This is a genomic window from Microbacterium sp. SW12 (genome assembly GCF_055391095.1).
The window spans coordinates 171,771-187,702 of record NZ_AP024335.1; the positions used below are offsets into that span (position 1 = coordinate 171,771).

Annotated in this window: 15 protein-coding genes; 7 read left to right on the forward strand and 8 right to left on the reverse strand. The window is 68.2% G+C overall.

The features are described 5' to 3' along the window. The first annotated feature begins 13 nt into the window (after nucleotides 1-13). Nucleotides 14-565 (forward strand): gluconokinase, encoded by a 552-nt coding sequence (locus tag MICSW_RS00860; RefSeq protein ID WP_292727394.1) that lies wholly within the window; start codon nucleotides 14-16, stop codon nucleotides 563-565. 168 nt (nucleotides 566-733) lie between these two features. Further along, nucleotides 734-2,785: an acyl-CoA dehydrogenase family protein gene (locus tag MICSW_RS00865; RefSeq protein ID WP_228179342.1), complete on the forward strand. Its 2,052-nt coding sequence runs from the start codon at nucleotides 734-736 to the stop codon at nucleotides 2,783-2,785. A gap of 37 nt (nucleotides 2,786-2,822) precedes the next feature. Here the strand turns inward: MICSW_RS00865 and MICSW_RS00870 are convergent, their stop codons facing one another. Then, a complete protein-coding gene (locus MICSW_RS00870; RefSeq protein WP_292732423.1) occupies nucleotides 2,823-3,524 on the reverse strand; it encodes an alpha/beta hydrolase in 702 nt (233 codons plus the stop codon). Nucleotides 3,525-3,613: 89 nt separating this feature from the next. Between MICSW_RS00870 and MICSW_RS00875 the strand changes: the two genes are divergently transcribed. Together MICSW_RS00875 and MICSW_RS00880 are read left to right on the forward strand one after the other, a co-directional pair. Continuing rightward, nucleotides 3,614-4,537: an AraC family transcriptional regulator gene (locus MICSW_RS00875; RefSeq protein WP_464496489.1), complete on the forward strand. Its 924-nt coding sequence runs from the start codon at nucleotides 3,614-3,616 to the stop codon at nucleotides 4,535-4,537. A 55-nt stretch (nucleotides 4,538-4,592) separates the two neighbouring features. Continuing rightward, nucleotides 4,593-5,186 carry a DNA-3-methyladenine glycosylase I gene (locus tag MICSW_RS00880; protein WP_464496490.1) on the forward strand — a complete coding sequence of 198 codons (594 nt, stop codon included), beginning with the start codon at nucleotides 4,593-4,595 and terminating at the stop codon, nucleotides 5,184-5,186. 17 nt (nucleotides 5,187-5,203) lie between these two features. Here MICSW_RS00880 and MICSW_RS00885 read toward each other — a convergent pair whose 3' ends face one another. From MICSW_RS00885 to MICSW_RS00910, 6 genes are all read right to left on the reverse strand, one after another. Continuing rightward, nucleotides 5,204-5,692, reverse strand: coding sequence for a recombinase family protein (locus MICSW_RS00885; RefSeq protein WP_228179339.1), 489 nt, complete (start codon nucleotides 5,690-5,692; stop codon nucleotides 5,204-5,206). A gap of 58 nt (nucleotides 5,693-5,750) precedes the next feature. After that, nucleotides 5,751-7,505: a cation:proton antiporter gene (locus MICSW_RS00890; protein ID WP_464496491.1), complete on the reverse strand. Its 1,755-nt coding sequence runs from the start codon at nucleotides 7,503-7,505 to the stop codon at nucleotides 5,751-5,753. Further along, nucleotides 7,502-8,512: a malate dehydrogenase gene (locus MICSW_RS00895; RefSeq protein WP_228179337.1), complete on the reverse strand. Its 1,011-nt coding sequence runs from the start codon at nucleotides 8,510-8,512 to the stop codon at nucleotides 7,502-7,504. Before MICSW_RS00895 ends, MICSW_RS00890 begins: the two co-directional genes overlap by 4 nt. Nucleotides 8,513-8,564: 52 nt before the next feature. Beyond that, nucleotides 8,565-10,247 (reverse strand): GMC family oxidoreductase, encoded by a 1,683-nt coding sequence (locus MICSW_RS00900; RefSeq protein WP_464496492.1) that lies wholly within the window; start codon nucleotides 10,245-10,247, stop codon nucleotides 8,565-8,567. Then, nucleotides 10,244-11,989, reverse strand: a complete 1,746-nt coding sequence (locus MICSW_RS00905) for an aldehyde dehydrogenase family protein (RefSeq protein ID WP_464496493.1) — start codon at nucleotides 11,987-11,989, stop codon at nucleotides 10,244-10,246. The genes MICSW_RS00900 and MICSW_RS00905 overlap by 4 nt, the downstream gene beginning before the upstream one ends. Nucleotides 11,990-12,079: 90 nt before the next feature. Next, the gene (locus MICSW_RS00910) at nucleotides 12,080-12,346 is read right to left on the reverse strand and encodes a glutaredoxin family protein (RefSeq protein WP_228179334.1); all 267 of its coding nucleotides are present in this window, start codon (nucleotides 12,344-12,346) and stop codon (nucleotides 12,080-12,082) included. A 226-nt stretch (nucleotides 12,347-12,572) separates the two neighbouring features. On the opposite strand from MICSW_RS00910, the gene MICSW_RS00915 reads away from it, so the two are divergent. Beyond that, complete coding sequence (locus tag MICSW_RS00915) at nucleotides 12,573-13,724, forward strand: glycosyltransferase (protein ID WP_464496494.1); 1,152 nt, start codon at nucleotides 12,573-12,575, stop codon at nucleotides 13,722-13,724. A gap of 29 nt (nucleotides 13,725-13,753) precedes the next feature. On the opposite strand, the gene MICSW_RS00920 is transcribed toward MICSW_RS00915, so the two are convergent. Further along, nucleotides 13,754-14,878 carry a polysaccharide deacetylase family protein gene (locus MICSW_RS00920; protein WP_464496495.1) on the reverse strand — a complete coding sequence of 375 codons (1,125 nt, stop codon included), beginning with the start codon at nucleotides 14,876-14,878 and terminating at the stop codon, nucleotides 13,754-13,756. A gap of 122 nt (nucleotides 14,879-15,000) precedes the next feature. On the opposite strand from MICSW_RS00920, the gene MICSW_RS00925 reads away from it, so the two are divergent. Both MICSW_RS00925 and MICSW_RS00930 read left to right on the forward strand, forming a co-directional pair. After that, nucleotides 15,001-15,399 (forward strand): (deoxy)nucleoside triphosphate pyrophosphohydrolase, encoded by a 399-nt coding sequence (locus tag MICSW_RS00925; RefSeq protein WP_464496496.1) that lies wholly within the window; start codon nucleotides 15,001-15,003, stop codon nucleotides 15,397-15,399. Between the two features lie 9 nt (nucleotides 15,400-15,408). Then, on the forward strand, nucleotides 15,409-15,921 hold the full coding sequence (locus MICSW_RS00930) for a glycine cleavage system transcriptional repressor (protein ID WP_464496497.1): 513 nt from the start codon (nucleotides 15,409-15,411) through the stop codon (nucleotides 15,919-15,921). Nucleotides 15,922-15,932: the final 11 nt, after the last annotated feature.

The window sequence follows — 15,932 nt, forward strand, 5'->3', positions numbered from 1 at the left end:
GTAGGCTGGCCCCATGACCCGACCCGGCACCGCGATCGTTGTCATGGGAGTCAGTGCGAGCGGCAAGTCGGTGGTCGGGATCGAGATCGCCCGGCGCCTCCACCTCCCGTTCGTCGACGCCGATGACCTGCATCCAGCCGAGAACGTCGCGAAGATGTCGCAGGGCATTCCGTTGACGGATGCCGACAGGATGCCGTGGCTCGACCTGGTCGGCGACCGGCTGGCGCTGCGCTCCACGGGCGGAGAGGTGCCCGACAGCGCCGTCGCAGAGGCGTCCGGTGTCGTCGTCGCGTGCTCCGCGCTGAAGCGGTCGTATCGGGATCGCCTGCGCGCACGTGCTCCTCACACGGTGTTCGTCCACCTCACCGGTGATCCGGAGCTCCTCAGCGCCCGGGCGCTCGCCCGCACCGGACACTTCATGCCCCCGGCGCTGCTGGCCTCGCAGCTGGCCACGCTCGAACCGCTCGGTGACGACGAGGCGGGCGTGGTGGTCGATGTCACCGAGGCTGTGGCAACGGTCGCCGAGCGCGCCGTGGGGTGGGTGCAACGCGAGGGGAGCGAGTGAGGCGGCATCCGGCTGGAGGCTTCCGGAGCGCCCTGTCGCAACACCACAACCATCCGGTCCGACGTCGTCGACCCTTGTTGTAGGCATCGTGAAGCGATTTGAGCCGTCTTTGTGGGATGCCTACCGTGGACCCTGACGTTCTCTTCCCCCTCATCGAGAGGTGATCTCATGGTCGACGCTGCTGTCCGTCCGTCCGAAACACCCACCGCCGAACCGCACATCGACGCCGAACTGGTCACGCGGATGCTGCTTGGCACGTGGGCTGACACCCGGCGCGAAGCCCGCGAGATGATCAAGGACCCGGCGTTCTGGCAGATCAACGGCCTGTCTATGCAAGAGCACCGCGAGCGGGTCCTCAGCCAGCTGCATCTGTTGGTTGACGCTGGCGGATCCCGCCGCGCATTCCCCAAGAAGTACGGCGGGCTCGAAGACAACGGGGCCAACCTCGCCGGCTTCGAGGAGCTCGTGCTTGCCGACCCGAGCCTGCAGATCAAGTCGGGCGTGCAGTGGGGGCTCTTCGGCTCGGCGATCTATCAGCTGGGCACCGAGAAGCACCACGACAAGTGGCTTCCCGGCGTCATCTCGCTCGACTTGCCCGGGGCTTTCGCGATGACCGAAACCGGGCACGGATCGGATGTCTCGGCGATCGGCACGACGGCGACCTATGACCCCGAGACCGAAGAGTTCGTCATTCATACTCCCTTCCGCGGAGCGTGGAAGGACTACCTCGGCAATGCCGCGCTGCATGGCAAGGCGGCGACGGTGTTCGCACAGCTGATCACCGGCGGCGTGAACTACGGCGTGCACTGCTTCTTCGTGCCGATCCGCGACGACGAGGGCACCTTCCTGCCGGGTGTCGGCGGCGAGGATGACGGCGTCAAGGGCGGGCTCAACGGCATCGACAACGGTCGCCTGCACTTCGACCAGGTCCGCATCCCGCGCGAGAACCTGCTGAACCGCTACGGCGATGTCGCGCCCGACGGCACCTACTCCAGCCCGATCGACAGCCCCGGCCGACGCTTCTTCACGATGCTCGGCGCGCTCGTGCAGGGGCGCGTTTCGCTCGATGGCGCCTCGACGTGGGCATCCGCCCTCGCGCTCACGATCGCGGTGACGTACGGCAATCAGCGTCGTCAGTTCGACAACGGTGCTGGAACCCCCGAGGTCACACTCCTGGACTACGGCAAGCACCAGCGTCGGCTGCTGCCCCGGCTCGCGCAGGTCTACGCGCAGGCCTTCGCGCACGACGAGCTCCTGCAGATGTTCGACGGCGTCTTCAGCGGTCGCACCGACACTCCCGACGAGCGCGAGGATCTCGAAACGCTCGCCGCGGCGCTGAAGGCGCTCTCGACCTGGAACGCACTCGACACGATTCAGGAGGCGCGCGAAGCCTGCGGCGGTCAGGGCTTCCTCGCCGAAAACCGCCTCACCGCGCTGCGCGCCGACCTCGACATCTACGTCACCTTCGAGGGCGACAACAACGTGCTGCTGCAGCTGGTCGGCAAGCGGCTGCTGTCGGACTACGCCAAGCAGTTCAAGGGCAAGGATGCCGCATCCCTCGCCCGCTTCGCCGTGGGTCAGACTGCCGGCAACGTCGTCCACGGCGCGGGTCTGCGCCAGTTCGGCCAGGTCGTCACCGACTTCGGCTCTACCGCTCGCGCTGTCGAGCGCGGGCTTCGGGGCGACCAACAGCACGAGCTGCTCGGCGACCGCGTCCAGCAGATGGTTTCCGACATCGCAGGGCGGCTGCGCCCGGCTTCCAAGATGTCGAAGACGGATGCCGCGGCCCTGTTCAACGAGAACCAGGCCGAGCTCATCGAGGCCGGTCGCGCCCACGGTGAGCTGCTGCAGTGGGAGGCGTTCACGGATGCCGTGAACCGCATCGAGGATGCCGACACGAAGCAGGTGCTCACGTGGCTGCGTGACCTGTTCGGCCTGACCCTCATCGAGAAGCACCTGTCGTGGTATCTCATCAATGGGCGCCTGTCGAACCAGCGAGCCGCTGCAGTCACCCGGTACATCGACCGGCTGCTACGCCGGCTGCGGCCCCACGCCCAGGAGCTCGTCGACGCGTTCGGGTACGAACCCGAGCATGTTCGCGCACCCATCGCGTCCGGTGCAGAGCAGGCGCGTCAGGACGAGGCTGCCGACTACTACGCGCGCCAGGCAGCCGACGGGTCGGCACCGATCCCCGAGAAGGTAGCCAAGTCCGGTCGGTGAGGCGCGGCGCTCGCGCGCAGCGCCCCACCTCGCCGCGCTAGGCGACGCTCTGCGCTGCCTTCTCGATCACATCGGCGACGGCATCCGGCTGCGACAGGAACGGCGAGTGGCTCGAGGCAAGTCGCGCGGTCTGCGATCCTGCCCGTGCTGCAAGGGCTTCCTGTGCCACCACCGGGAAGACCGTGTCGTCCTCGGTGATCAGATAGGTGGTGGGCCGGTCGCGCCAGGCCACCTGGGTGAGCGTGTCGGAGAACGGCTGCACCGCCTGCGAGAGCAGTCGCGAACTCGCGCGGTCAGCCTCGTCCTGGCTCATGTCGTTGAAGAAGAGCGTGTGCGGGGGTAGCTCGTCGTTGCCGGCCGTTGACAGCGGGCCATCGATGACCCACCAGTCCGGCGCGACCCCGCCGACCGCACCCAGCAGTGACTCGCCCTCGTCCAGCGCGAAGGCCGCGATGTAGACGATGTGGGCGACCTTCGGGTCGGTGGCGCCTTGCGTCGTCGGAACACCGCCGTACGAGTGCGCAACGACGACAACCGGGCCATCGATGCTGTCGATGGCTGCGGCGACGGCATCCGCGTCATCCTGCAGTGTGAGCGTCGCCTTGTCGTCGGCGTGCACGGTCGGCAGATCAACGGTTTTCACGGTCCAGCCGCGATCGATCAGGATGCTGGTCAGCGGTTCGAAGGCCCAGGAGCCGTGCCAAGCGCCGTGGACCAGGAGCAGAGTAGGGCGGGACATCAGTGTCCTTTCTCGAGGGATCGGGTTAGGGTCTCAACGTATTCGCGAGTGTCCGCGCGGGCAGTGGCGCCCGGTGCGAAGGAGTGGCGATGGCTGCAGAGTGGGGCCCGACGATCCAGGGATCCACCAGAGGGATGCCCGGATGGAGCGGTCACGACCTGTTCTGTGATGCCATCGCGGAGGTCTACGTGGGCGTCCTGCCGCGGCGCCCCGAGCGGCCGAGCTTCGACGCCGACTTCGCGACGTACGACCTGGGTGATGCATCGCTCGGGATGATCGACACGCCGGCAGTGTGGGCCGACCGCACGCGGAGTTCGATCCGCCACGTGCCCGACGACGCGCTGTTCATCAATCACAGCACGACACCCTGGGGGTTGCAGCAGGGTGGCCGGGAGTGGGCTACCGGGGCGGCATCCGCCCTCGTCTTGGACAACGCTCAGCCGTTCACGGTGACGGTGGGCGAGAACCGGCGGCTGCGCCTGTCATCGCTGCGTGTTCCGCAGTCCCTCGTGGGGCGTCGTCTCGCCGAGCCCGAGGCTCTCAATGACGCCCTGAGCCGTGGCGGTGTCGGCGCCCTCCTCGGGACCCAGATGGGCATGCTCGCGGCTGCCACGAGAGCGCGCCTGGCAGGCGCCGCCACCGCCATGGTCGACACGGTTTTGGAGCTGCTCGACGCGGCATCCCGCGGCGTCGCTCCGCCTGACCGGGTGGCGACCATGAAGGCCTATGTGGAGAGCCGGCTCGCTGATCCCCGACTCGGGGCGGCGGAGGTCGCCCGTGCGTTCGGGTGCTCGGTTCGGACGGTCCACGAGCAGTTCGGGCGCGACGGCACCACGCTCGGCTCCTACCTTCGCGCGGCGCGACTGGACCGGGCCCGTCAGATGCTCCTGGCTCCCGCACCACGCACGCGCACCATTGCGGCAATCGCGCGGGAGTGCGGATTTGCCGACGTGGGGACTTTCCGCCGCGCCTACCGTGCGCGCTTCGGGGTGAGCCCTGCAGCAGACCGGTGACCCGCGCCTCCGCTGGCGCGCCCCGGATGTCGGCGGCGGACCCTAGCCTGTGAGCATGAGTTCCGAGATGGTCCGCACCGATCTGGTCATCGAGGACGACGGTCTTGCCCGCTGCGGCTGGGTCGGTGCTGATCCGGAGTACATCCGCTATCACGACGAGGAGTGGGGCCAGCCGCTGCACGGTGACCGCGCTCTGTTCGAGAAGATGAGCCTCGAGGGCTTTCAAGCGGGGCTGTCGTGGATCACGATTCTGCGCAAGCGCCCGCGTTTTCGCGAGGTGTTCGCGGGGTTCGAGCCCGAGGCCGTCGCAGCTTTCGACGAGCACGACATCGCGCGCCTCATGACGGATGCCGGCATCGTGCGCAACCGGGCAAAGATCGAGGCGACGATCTCTAACGCAAGGCGCGTGACGGAGATGGCGCCCGGGGAGCTCGACGCGCTGCTGTGGTCTTTCGCTGTGCCAGGCGATGAGCGGCCACGCCCCACAGGGCTGAGGGAGCTGCCCGCCACCACCGCGGCATCCGAGGCCCTGAGCCGCGCGCTGCGGCGCCGCGGGTTCCGATTCGTCGGGCCGACGACGATGTACGCCCTCATGCAGTCGGCCGGGATGGTCGACGACCACCTCGACGGGTGCTGGCGAGCCGCCTGAATCCGGCTCTGGAGCCGCTACCGCGGCGTTTCGGCGTCGGGGTCTGTCAGCTCAGGTGTGGCAAGCGCGACTCCCGTTTCGATCAGGTGCGGGGCGTCATGGTCGACGACCTTCACGATCACCCCGCGGCGGCGCAGCTCAGCCACGGTGCGGATCTCTTCCCCGACATCTCGCCCCAGAGCGTGCACCGTGGCAACCACGACGACATCACCGCGGCGCAGGCGCCCGAACAGGCGGGCCAGTCGGTCCTCCCACGACTCGAGGGTCTCGGGCGACGGATGGCGAAAGTTCTCGATGGGAACACCGAACCGCGTCAGCGCGTCGCGCTGGCTCACCACCGGCGGCATCCCCTCGCGGGAGACCACGACACCGACCAGGCGCGCATCGGAGGGGCGCGCTCGCCACCACGCGCTGTCGGCGCGTTGCGGGGCGAAGCACGTCGGACACTCCGCCGCCTGGTGCGCGCCGGGGGATGCCGCAACGGGCCCGCCGTGATCGTCAGTCATGGAGGCCTCCACGGCTATTGTGCCTGACGGTGTCGACACTGGCGCCACTGGTGTCGTATCAGTCCGCGCTCTCCAGTCGCAGTTCGACGTTCAGCTGCGAAGCGTCGAGCTCGGCAAGGGCCCGACGCAAGGCTGCGCTGCCGAACTGGCCGCCGCCGCTCAGCTCGATGAGTCGCTCCCGGCGCACCCTGATGAGGGCGAGCCGCAGCTCGAGGATGTCGCGCGCTTCCTCATCCTCTGCTTCGCCGGACTGCAGGAACAGGGGCCCGACCCGCTCGGTGAACTCCGCCGCGAACGGCGAACCGTCGCGGCGCGTGAGTGACCCGTCATCGGCAGCCATGAGTGCAGCCTGGTGCATCTCGCGCGCGAGCCGCTGCTGCTCGGATCGCACGAGGTTCTCGTCGTCTTCGTTGGAGACGCGGAGGAGTCGCACCAGGGCCGGGAGAGTGAAGCCCTGCAGCATGAGGCTGGTCAACGCGACGGTGAACGCGACGAAGATGAGGAAGTGTCGCGAGGGTGCATCGGCGGGGAGGGTTTGGGCTGCAGCGAGCGTGACGACGCCCCGCATCCCCGACCAGACGATGATCGTCCCGTGCTTCCATCCGAGGGGTGCGGCTCGGTAGTAGTTCAGGTCGGACATGGCGCGAGAGATCCGACGGCGGAAGCTGGCGAGGCGACGGTTCCAGCCGGCCTCGGTGATGTGGCGGCCGCGGTCTCCATACTGCTCGGGACCGCCGGCTTCGATCTCATCGATCCGGTCTGAGATGGCGTTCAGTCGCTGGGTGCGCCTGGGATGCAGCCGCCGCCCCTGCCCCCAGACCAGCAGCGCGACGTATCCGGTCCGGACGACGAGCAGGATGCCGAAGGCCGCCCCCGCGATCCACAGGCCGTGAGCGATGCCGTGGATGCCGTTGGCGGTGCCCGTGACGATCTCGCTCATTTCGAGACCCATGATGAGGAAGACGCCTCCCTCGAGGAGGAGTTCGACGGTATGCCAGGTGACGCGGTCGGACATGCGCTGTTCGGGCGTGAACCAGCGAGACGCGCCCTGGCCTGTGACGATTCCCGCGACGACGGCGGCGACGAGTCCCGACCCGCCCAGCTCTTCAGTGGGGAGGTAGGCGACGAAGGGAACGATGAACCCGGCTGCCGTCGTTGCTGCCGAGCTACGCAGCCATGATCGCAGGCGGAGGTTCGCGTAGCCGACGATCGCGCCGATCACGATCGCGATGAAGACTGCCCAGAAGAACCCGCCGACCGCGTCGATGGCCGGCGGAGCCTGGCCGGTCGAGGCGATCATGACGAATGCGGCCACTGCCGAGTTCAAGATCACCAGTGCGCTCGCGTCGTTGAGCAGGCTCTCTCCCTCGAGCATCGTCACGACCCGTCGGGATACGCCCAGTCGCTTGGCAACCGCCGTGGCGACGGCGTCCGTGGGGCTGAGGATCGCACCCAGAGCCAGCGCCAGGGGATACCCGAGATCGGGGATCGCGAAGTAGAAGAACGTGCCCAACACGAACGAGCTCACGAACACGAGCACGACCGCAAGGCCCGCGATCGGGAGGAGGTCGCGGCGGAACTCGACAGCGGGGAGCGAGACAGCCGCCGAGTAGAGCAGCGGTGGCAGCACGCCCACCAGGATCCATTCCGGGTCGACGCTGATGTCGGGAAGGAACGGGAGGTAGCTTGCGACGATCCCGACCAGCACGAGAAGGAGCGGCCCCGCAACCTTGATGCGCGGGGCGACGCGGGCTGTCATCGCGACGACGAGAACCCCGCCGATGACGAACAGGAACGCGTCTCGTGTGGTCACAGCAGCCCTCGTGCGGCGACAGCGTCGCGCTCCGAGACCAGCTCGGCAACGGAGGCATCGATGCGCGCCCGTGCGCGCGCATCGACCTCGAGCCCCTCGATGATCCGGTATCCGGCGCCATCCGATGACACCGGGAACGAGCAGATGAGGCCCTCCGGGACGCCGTACTCGCCGTGGGAGACGACCGCGGCAGAGGTCCACGCGACTCCCGCGGTCTCGTCCCGGACGTGGTCGATCGCGGCAGCCGCGGCGGATCCCACCGAGGAGGATCCGCGGACGTCGATGATCTCGGCGCCGCGCTTCGCAACCCGGGGGATGAAGGTGTCATCCAGCCAGGTCAGCGCCGCATCCTCTCCGCCGAGTCGCGCAGCCAGGGCGGCACGTGCCGGCATCCCGTCGACGAGGGCATGGTCGACGTCGGGGAACTGTGTCGCCGAGTGGTTGCCCCAGATCGTCATCCGCTCGATGCTCGCCGCCGGCCGGTCCAGGGCACTGGCGACTTGCGCAACGGCACGGTTGTGATCCAGGCGGGTGAGCGCCGCGAACCGCTCGGCCGGGACGTCGGGCGCGGATGCCGAGGCGATCAGCGCGTTGGTGTTCGCCGGGTTTCCGACCACGAGCACCCGCACATCGTCGGCTGCCACTGCGCCGATAGCGGCGCCCTGCGGCCCGAAGATCCCGGCGTTGGCTTCGAGGAGGTCAGCGCGTTCCATGCCCGCCGTTCGCGGGCGCGCCCCTACAAGGAGCGCGATGTTGCAGCCGTCGAAGCCGGCGTGAGCATCGTCGGTGACCTCGACGTCGGTCAGGAGCGGGAACGCGCCGTCCATGAGTTCGAGTGCGGCGCCCTCGGCGGCCCTCATCCCCTGCGGAATCTCCAACAGTCGCAGCCGCACCGGCCGGTCGGGCCCGAGCATGTCGCCGGCGGCGATGCGAAACAGCAGCGCGTAGCCGATCTGGCCGCCTGCGCCGGTGATGGTAACTGTCGTGGGCGTCGCGTCGGGAGCCATGACCCAGAGCGTAGTCGTCGGCCTCGTCTCAGGTTGGTCCGATGGTCCCACTTCAGGGAACGCGTGAGGTCCTGACGGGGTTCTCCCGGCGGAGGAGATCGGCCGCGATCTCGCCGATCACGATGGCCGGCGCGTGCGTGTGACCCCGGATGATCGTCGGCATCACCGAGGCATCGGCCACGCGCAGGCCCGAGACGCCGCGCACGCGGAGCTTCGGGTCGACGACGGATGCGGCATCCGTCCCCATCCGGGCCGTGCCGACGGGGTGGTAGAGCGTGTGCGAATAGCGGCGCATCGACAGCTCGATCCGCTCGGCGCTGGTCATGCGCTCGCCGCCCTCGGGCTGCACCCAGCTGCCCGTGGTGACGGCGCCCAGCGCCGAGGTCGCGATGAGTCGCTCGCACACCTCGAGGCCGGCGTGCAGTGTCGCGGCATCCGTGCCCTCGGGGTCGCTGAGATAGGCGGGGTCGATCAGCGGGTGCGTGTGAGGATCGCTAGAGGCGAGACGGATGCTGCCGCGACTGCGCGGGCGCAAGAGAATCGCACCGACAGTGATGCCCTCGCCCGGGAGGGGAACGAGGCCCTCGCCGACGTAGGGCGCGGCGGCGAAGATGATCTCGATGTCGGGGAGGCCCTCGGGCATCCCTGCGTGGGATGCGACATCGGTGCGCACGAACCCGTACGCCTCCGCGACGTTGGAGGTGAGCATGCCGCGTCGGGTGGCGAGGTAGCGCAGGAGCTCCGATGGGCGCTCGGCGCCGTACAGCGTGCCGGCTATGGCGGCAGGGGCGAGCCCCGCCACGAGGTGGTCCTGCAGATTCTTGCCGACCTCGGGGGAGTCCACGAGGGTACGGATCCCGGCTTCGGCGAGCTCCGCTGCCGGCCCGACACCCGAGAGCATCAGGGTCTGCGGGGTATTGATCGCGCCGCCGCACAGGATCACCTCGCGCCGAGCGCGGGCGTGGCGGGTCGTGCCGGCGATGTCGACGTAGACCCCGGTGGCCCGTGGCTCGCCATCGCTGGCGTCCGCGAAAGTCACGCGACGGACGTGAGCGTTCGTGACGACGCGCAGGTTCGGCCGTGCCGCGGCGGGCCGCAGGTAGGTGTCGGCGGTCGAGGCGCGGGCGCCGCGATGCTGGGTCACCATCGTCTGCGAGAACCCCTGCCCTGTGGGGAGGTTCGCCTCGGTGATGTCGTATCCGAGTTCGCGAGCGGCTTCGAGGAATGCTGCTGTGTGGGGTCGCGGGTCGCGCTGTCCTTCCACCGTTTGCGGACCAGACCGCCCGAGCGAGGAGTCGACGGCATCCTGCACGTTCTCGATGCGGCGCAGCACCGGCAGTACGGCATCCCACGACCAGCGCTCGCCCGCGGCCTCGGCCCACTCGTCGTAGTCGGCGGCGAACCCGCGCACCCACATCATCGCGTTCAACGACGATGAACCGCCGAGGGTCTTGCCGCGGGGCCAGAAGATCCGGCGACCCTCGAGTTCAGGCTGAGTGACAGTGTCGTAGCCCCAGTCGTAGGCACTGCGGAACAGCTTCTTGAAGGCTGCCGGAACGTGCAGCTCCAGGGCGCGGTCGGGGCCTCCCGCCTCCAGCAGCAGCACCGTGACGCGGGGATCCTCGCTCAGGCGAGCGGCGAGGGTAGCTCCTGCAGAGCCTGCGCCGACGATGATGTAATCGGCCTCCAACTCGCCGCCGCGTTGCGGCGCGCGCCGCGGGCGCCCGCCGGTCACGACCGGAACGCCGACTCGAGGATGCCGAGCAGAGTCGTCAGGCGCGGACGGATGCGGAACCGCGTGAGCAGTCGCCCCCCGTCTGCCGCGCCGGGGCTCGTGACGAACCAGGGTGGGCGGGGAAGCGCCGAGAACGTGCCGGGTCCGATTAGCGCACCGGTCGAACGGGGGAACGGTCGGAACGGCCCGCGCATCACTCCCCGTTCAACGTCATCCAGCAGCAGTGCATTGTGGACGACGCCGATGCCGCTTTGGACGTCTTCGAGGGTCCCGCCGGGATACGCGCCCCACGGCATCGTCGGGATGCCGAACGCGACACCGGTCCAGGTGTTGATCGCCACCGTGCCGTAGCGAAGCTCCGCGACCGCGTGCTCGAACCCGTCGCCGAGGGCTGCCTCGGTGTCGGGATCGATGAGGATGTTGGCGCCGAGGGTTCCGGTCAGTCGCGCGTTCGCGTACTCGACAGCAGCGTCGAGGAACTCCTGGCCATTGCCGGGAAGCGTAACGACGCCCAGGGCCGGTACGAAGTACTCGGTGGCCTCCATGGGTGTCGGGTCGGCATCCGTGCCCACCTCGATGACCGCGCGGGTGTGGCCAGACGACCAGCGCGCACCCGGGTATTCGTCGGCCACTTCGGCCAGACGCGCCTGCGCTCCGGGGTACCACACGGGCCGCTGCGGTGCGCGGGACATCGCCGCCTCGACCTCGGCGAGGAATCGCTCGCGCTGGGCCCAATCCGCGCTGAGGATCACGACCTGCCCGGCGACGCAGTTGTGACCGCTGTTGTGCAGGCGCATTGTCGCGACGTGCTCGGCCTGGAACCGCAGGTCAGCATCCGACCACTTCCCGGGAACGACGATGATCGGCGATACACCCCCGAGTTCGGCGGTGATCGGCACCGATAGTCGGGGGCGGGCGCGCCGCTTGCCCGTCGCAGTGCGGCCGAACACGACCGTCTCGAACGTGCGAGCTGCTCCCGTGATATGGACGTGATCGATCCCGGCGTGCTCGGTGAGGGCAGCGCCGACCTCGCCGCCTCCCTGCACGATGCGCAGCAGCCCGAGCGAGATGAGAGGCGCCAGGGCGCGGCCGAACACCGGAGCAAGCGGGTCCTGTGTCGGGTTGATCTTGAGGATGCTGACCCGGTTGTGGGCGATGAGCTCGTAGAGGACGTCGAGTACCGGGATCGAGGTGATGTTGCCTGCGCCCAGGACTAGTCCTACCCCGCCGGACTCATTGGGCAGGAGCTGGCCAAGACCCGCCTTCCGCTGAGCGTCAGCGAGGGTCACGCCCGGGCGCAACCACACTTCGCCCGAGAAGCCGGAGACGAGTAGGCCATCGACAGCGCTGGTGGGAAACGCGTGGACGCGGACGCGATCCCCGGGAGCGGTGTTGACTCGCAGACGATCGAGCGGGCTGGCGCCGACCCGCAGACTCGTGAGCGTCTCGATGTAGGCATCGATCGCGACGACTGTCGCGTACGGCCCGGTCAGCCATTCCTCGCCAACCAACGGGCTATCGAGATCGAGGCCCTTCGCTCGCGCCGCGGTGAGCGCCCAGTCCTCGGCTTCAGTGGCAACGGTGGCACGGATGCTGCGAAGCAGCCGGATCCGTTGGCTGAGGGTCAGCGCGCTCCAGGTGCGGGATCCCGCGCGCAACTCTTCGATGGCTGCGTCGAGCGACGGGATGACCGAGGCGGCATCGGCCACGGTGTTCGCTGCGGGACGAACGGATGACGGCATGGGCGCGCTCCTTCGGACGTGCCTCCAGCATATGTCCGCGGCACCGCGTGCCACCCGAGGTGGAGCGCCGTCTCACGGCGCGGTCAGTCCCTACGAGATCAGTGCGAGTTCGCGCAGCTTCGCCTCGACGTCGGCGTTGCTCGGCTCGACGTGGTGCGTCGCGTCGGGATAGACCACGACGGGAATGTTCGTGCGGCCAGAGATATCGCGCGCGACATCCGCAGCTGCCGGGTCAGCCTCGAGATCGACGTACTCGTACGCAACGCCCAGGTCGTCGAGCTGCGCCTTGGTGCGACGGCAGTCGCGGCACCAGTCAGCGCCGAACATCGTCAGGGTGCCAGAAGTTTCCGAAGTCATGCATCCAGGGTACGACCGCCACGCAGCCGTCGGCCCCTCTTCGCGAACCCACACCTTCCCGCCCCAACCCACATCATCCGCGCGCCAATTGGTGTGGGTTCGGCGCGGAAGGTGTGGGTTCGGCAGGAGTGGCCGGGGCCCGGGCCGCACGGAGAGTCTGTGGATGCGCTATGGATCGGTGGACAGCTGTACGGCGATTTCGCCGCGGCATGCCAGCATTGACCCCATGGATCTATCCATCGTCGTGCCGACGTACAACGAGGCACCCAACATCGCGGAACTCGTGACTCGGGTAGCGTCGGCGACGAGCGGCATCCGTGCAGAGGTTGTCTTCGTCGATGACAGCACCGACAATACCGCTGATGAGATCCGCCGGGTAGCTGCGGAGGCGGCGATTCCCGTTCGCCTCATTCACCGCGACATCCCCACGGGCGGCCTCGGCGGCGCGGTGATGGTGGGGTTCGACGCGGCGGCATCCGACATCTGCATCGTTATGGATGGCGACCTTCAGCATCCGCCCGAGGACATCCCGCGCCTGTGGCGCCGCTACGTGGTGGGCGATGTCGATGTCGTCGTCGCCTCGCGATACAGCGGTGAGGGAACCAACGGTGGACTTGCCGGGGCATCCCGGATCGCCGTGTCCAAGTCGGCGACCCTGCTGACAAAAGCGATGTTCCCGGGGCGACTCAAGGGCGTCACCGATCCGATGACCGGCTTCTTTCTGATCGATCGTCGCCGCCTCGACCTGCGCACGCTCAAGCCGCGCGGATTCAAAATCCTTCTTGAGATCCTCGCGCGCACAAACCTGCGCGTCGCCGAGGTGCCGTTCGATTTCGCCGACCGCAACGCCGGTGAATCGAAGGCGTCGTTCCGGCAGGGGGTGCATTTCCTCGCGCAGCTGACAATGCTGCGGTTCGGCAAGATGTCGATGTTCGCCGTGATCGGCGGCCTCGGTGCCGTCGCCAACATCGCGATCGTCTGGCTCCTCACGCGGTGGGGCATCGATGACATCCCTGCGATGATCGTCGCCGCCGAAACGACCATCATCGCCAACTTCCTGCTGCAGGAGCGGTTCGTCTTCCAGGATGTGAAAGACGAGGCATCCGGCGTGTGGACGCGGTTCGCGAAGTCGTTCGGCTTCAACAACGCCGAGGCGATCCTGCGGATCCCGCTCACGGCGCTCCTGGTCTCGACGTGGCACATCTCGGTGGTCATCGCGACCGCGATCACACTCGCGCTGGCGTTCGTTGCGCGATTCCTCTTCCACGCGCTCGTGGTCTACGCGCCCTCGCGCAGCCGGCGCAAGGGTGTCAAGACCCGCACCCGCGAGGTGCTCGAAGAGCTCGACGAGCAGGTGATGGCACCCGGCGAACTCTGATCCGCCGGACCTGATTCAGGCGATCGGATTCAGCCGATCTGCCTCGCAAGGTCGCCTACCGACATCCCGTAGTTCATGCGGATGACCGGGAGCGCGAGCTTGTCGGTGCCGATGTGCACGTAGCCGTAGTCGATCGTTCGCGCCAGCTCGAACCCGGCAGCTGCCACTCCGGCCTTGGCGGTGTCGTTGTAGTGGCCGAACGGGTATGCGATGACCTCTTTGGCTCCGATGTACGCGGCGGAGGCTTCCAGGTCCGCAGCGATCACATCGGCGGGCTCGTTGACCATTCGTCCCTGGCCGTTGGCGCCGGCGCGGTGCATGTCCTCGGTGTGGGAGCGGACGATGACATAGGGCGACGGATGCAGCTCCCGCCGGTCTCGCGTGATCATGAACGAGGTAGTCAGCACATGGTGCGCGTCCACCACGGGGACCGCCAGCTGATACCAGGTGTCGTCGGCGTCGTCATCCGTCACGATTACCGAGTGGTTCGGGAGGAACAGCCGACCGTCGATGAACGCACTCAACTCGTCCCACGTGGGTTGGTAGAAGCCCTGGTCGGCGATGTAGGCCATCTGCTGCTCGAAGTCCCCGATATAGGCGTAGTTCAGGCGGAGCCAGCCCGATTCCCCCTCGGGCTTCGAGGTGAACTGGTGGTACATCAGGATCGGGATCTGCGCGTCCTCGGCGGCGTTCGCCTCGGGGGTCGTCCACGCGCCATAGAGCGTGCGCTCGCGCTCGTCGCAGTCGACGAGCTCGGACCCGTTGACCCTGTCGGCGATGCTGAGACTCTCTGCGCCGGCGGGTGAGGCGTACCACCCGGCGAAGACGGCGCCCTCGCGGGAGAGAATCGGCAGCCCCGTGTACAGCTGGCCCTCGTGCTGCAGCATGGGCGGCACGTCGAGGTCGGCGCCGTCGAACGACACCGCGCAGGTGGTCGGGTCGCCGCTGTCCACCAGCATCTGCTGCGTTGCGCTCAACGGTGGCGGAGTAGCGGGCCGGGTGGGCGTCGCGGCGGGCGCTGCCGATGCCCCCGGATCCGTCAGACTGAGGGTTGCTACCGCGCCGACGATCAGTGCCACGAGCGCCACAGCCACCAGAGCCGCCCACAGCACCATGCCATGGCGCGGGCGCGCGTGCGCTGGTGCGCGATGCACCGGTTTAGCAGTCCCCTGCCCGCTCATTGCTACCCCAGTCAGACACCGCGGCCCCGAGCCGCGCACCGCGTACGGCGCGGCGTCCGACGCGCACCATCACGCGCGATAGGAGGATTGTATTCGTGAATGATGTCCCAACCATCGATGTCGTGGCCGCTGTTGTCACAGACGGTGACGAGATCCTCGTGTGCCGTCGTGGGGCCCACATCGGCCAGGCGGGCCGCTGGGAGTTCCCCGGCGGCAAGGTCGAACCGGGCGAAGACCCGATCGACGCCCTCGTGCGCGAAGTGCAGGAGGAGCTCGGGGTCGGCATCCGTGTCACGGGACATCTGTCGACCGACGACACCCATGTCGGCGATCGCATCATTCGCCTCGCCTGTTATCGCGCGGAACTTGAGGGTGAGCGGCCGACGGAGAGTACCGATCACGACGAACTGCGGTGGGTCGGGGCTGGCGACCTCGACCAGTTCTGGTGGGCTGAACCCGACCTGCCCGCTGTGCGGATCCTGGCCGCGGAGTAGCATGCGAGCGTGCCTCGCTACGTGATCACCCTCGTCGGAGAGGACCGCTCGGGACTCGTCTCGGCGGTCGCGGATGCCGTGAGTGCCCACGGTGGCAACTGGGAGGGAAGTCAGCTCGCTGAACGTGCCGGCGTGTTCGCCGGGGTCGTCGAGATCTCGGTTGCTGACGAGTCTGCACAGACGCTCTTGGGCGCGCTGCTGGCGCTCGATGAGACGCTCACTGTCACGGCGCTCTCGGGAGTGGGTGCCTCCACTGCGAACCGCCAGGTCAGTTCCCTCGTGATCTCGTTGGTGGCCAACGACCGCCCCGGAATCGTTCGCGACGTCTCTGCCGTGCTCGCCGCGCACGAGCTGAGCATCGATGACCTGTCGACCGAGGTGCGGGAGGCGGCGATGGCCGGCGGACGCATCTTCGAGGCATCCGTTCTGGCGCATACGGCCGCTGGGACTGACCTTTCCCGGGTGAAGGAAGACCTCGAGAAGCTAGCTGCGGAGCTCCAGGTCGAGATCGCCATCGGCTGACGCTCAGCGCG

Excerpts from the sequence above, each read along its gene's own strand:
- MICSW_RS00860 (WP_292727394.1), top strand. The coding sequence starts at position 14 with ATGACCCGACCCGGCACCGCGATCGTTGTCATGGGAGTCAGTGCGAGC.
- MICSW_RS00865 (WP_228179342.1), top strand. The coding sequence starts at position 734 with ATGGTCGACGCTGCTGTCCGTCCGTCCGAAACACCCACCGCCGAACCG.
- MICSW_RS00870 (WP_292732423.1), bottom strand. The coding sequence starts at position 3,524 with ATGTCCCGCCCTACTCTGCTCCTGGTCCACGGCGCTTGGCACGGCTCC.
- MICSW_RS00875 (WP_464496489.1), top strand. The coding sequence starts at position 3,614 with ATGGCTGCAGAGTGGGGCCCGACGATCCAGGGATCCACCAGAGGGATG.
- MICSW_RS00880 (WP_464496490.1), top strand. The coding sequence starts at position 4,593 with ATGAGTTCCGAGATGGTCCGCACCGATCTGGTCATCGAGGACGACGGT.
- MICSW_RS00885 (WP_228179339.1), bottom strand. The coding sequence starts at position 5,692 with ATGACTGACGATCACGGCGGGCCCGTTGCGGCATCCCCCGGCGCGCAC.
- MICSW_RS00895 (WP_228179337.1), bottom strand. The coding sequence starts at position 8,512 with ATGGCTCCCGACGCGACGCCCACGACAGTTACCATCACCGGCGCAGGC.
- MICSW_RS00905 (WP_464496493.1), bottom strand. The coding sequence starts at position 11,989 with ATGCCGTCATCCGTTCGTCCCGCAGCGAACACCGTGGCCGATGCCGCC.
- MICSW_RS00910 (WP_228179334.1), bottom strand. The coding sequence starts at position 12,346 with ATGACTTCGGAAACTTCTGGCACCCTGACGATGTTCGGCGCTGACTGG.
- MICSW_RS00915 (WP_464496494.1), top strand. The coding sequence starts at position 12,573 with ATGGATCTATCCATCGTCGTGCCGACGTACAACGAGGCACCCAACATC.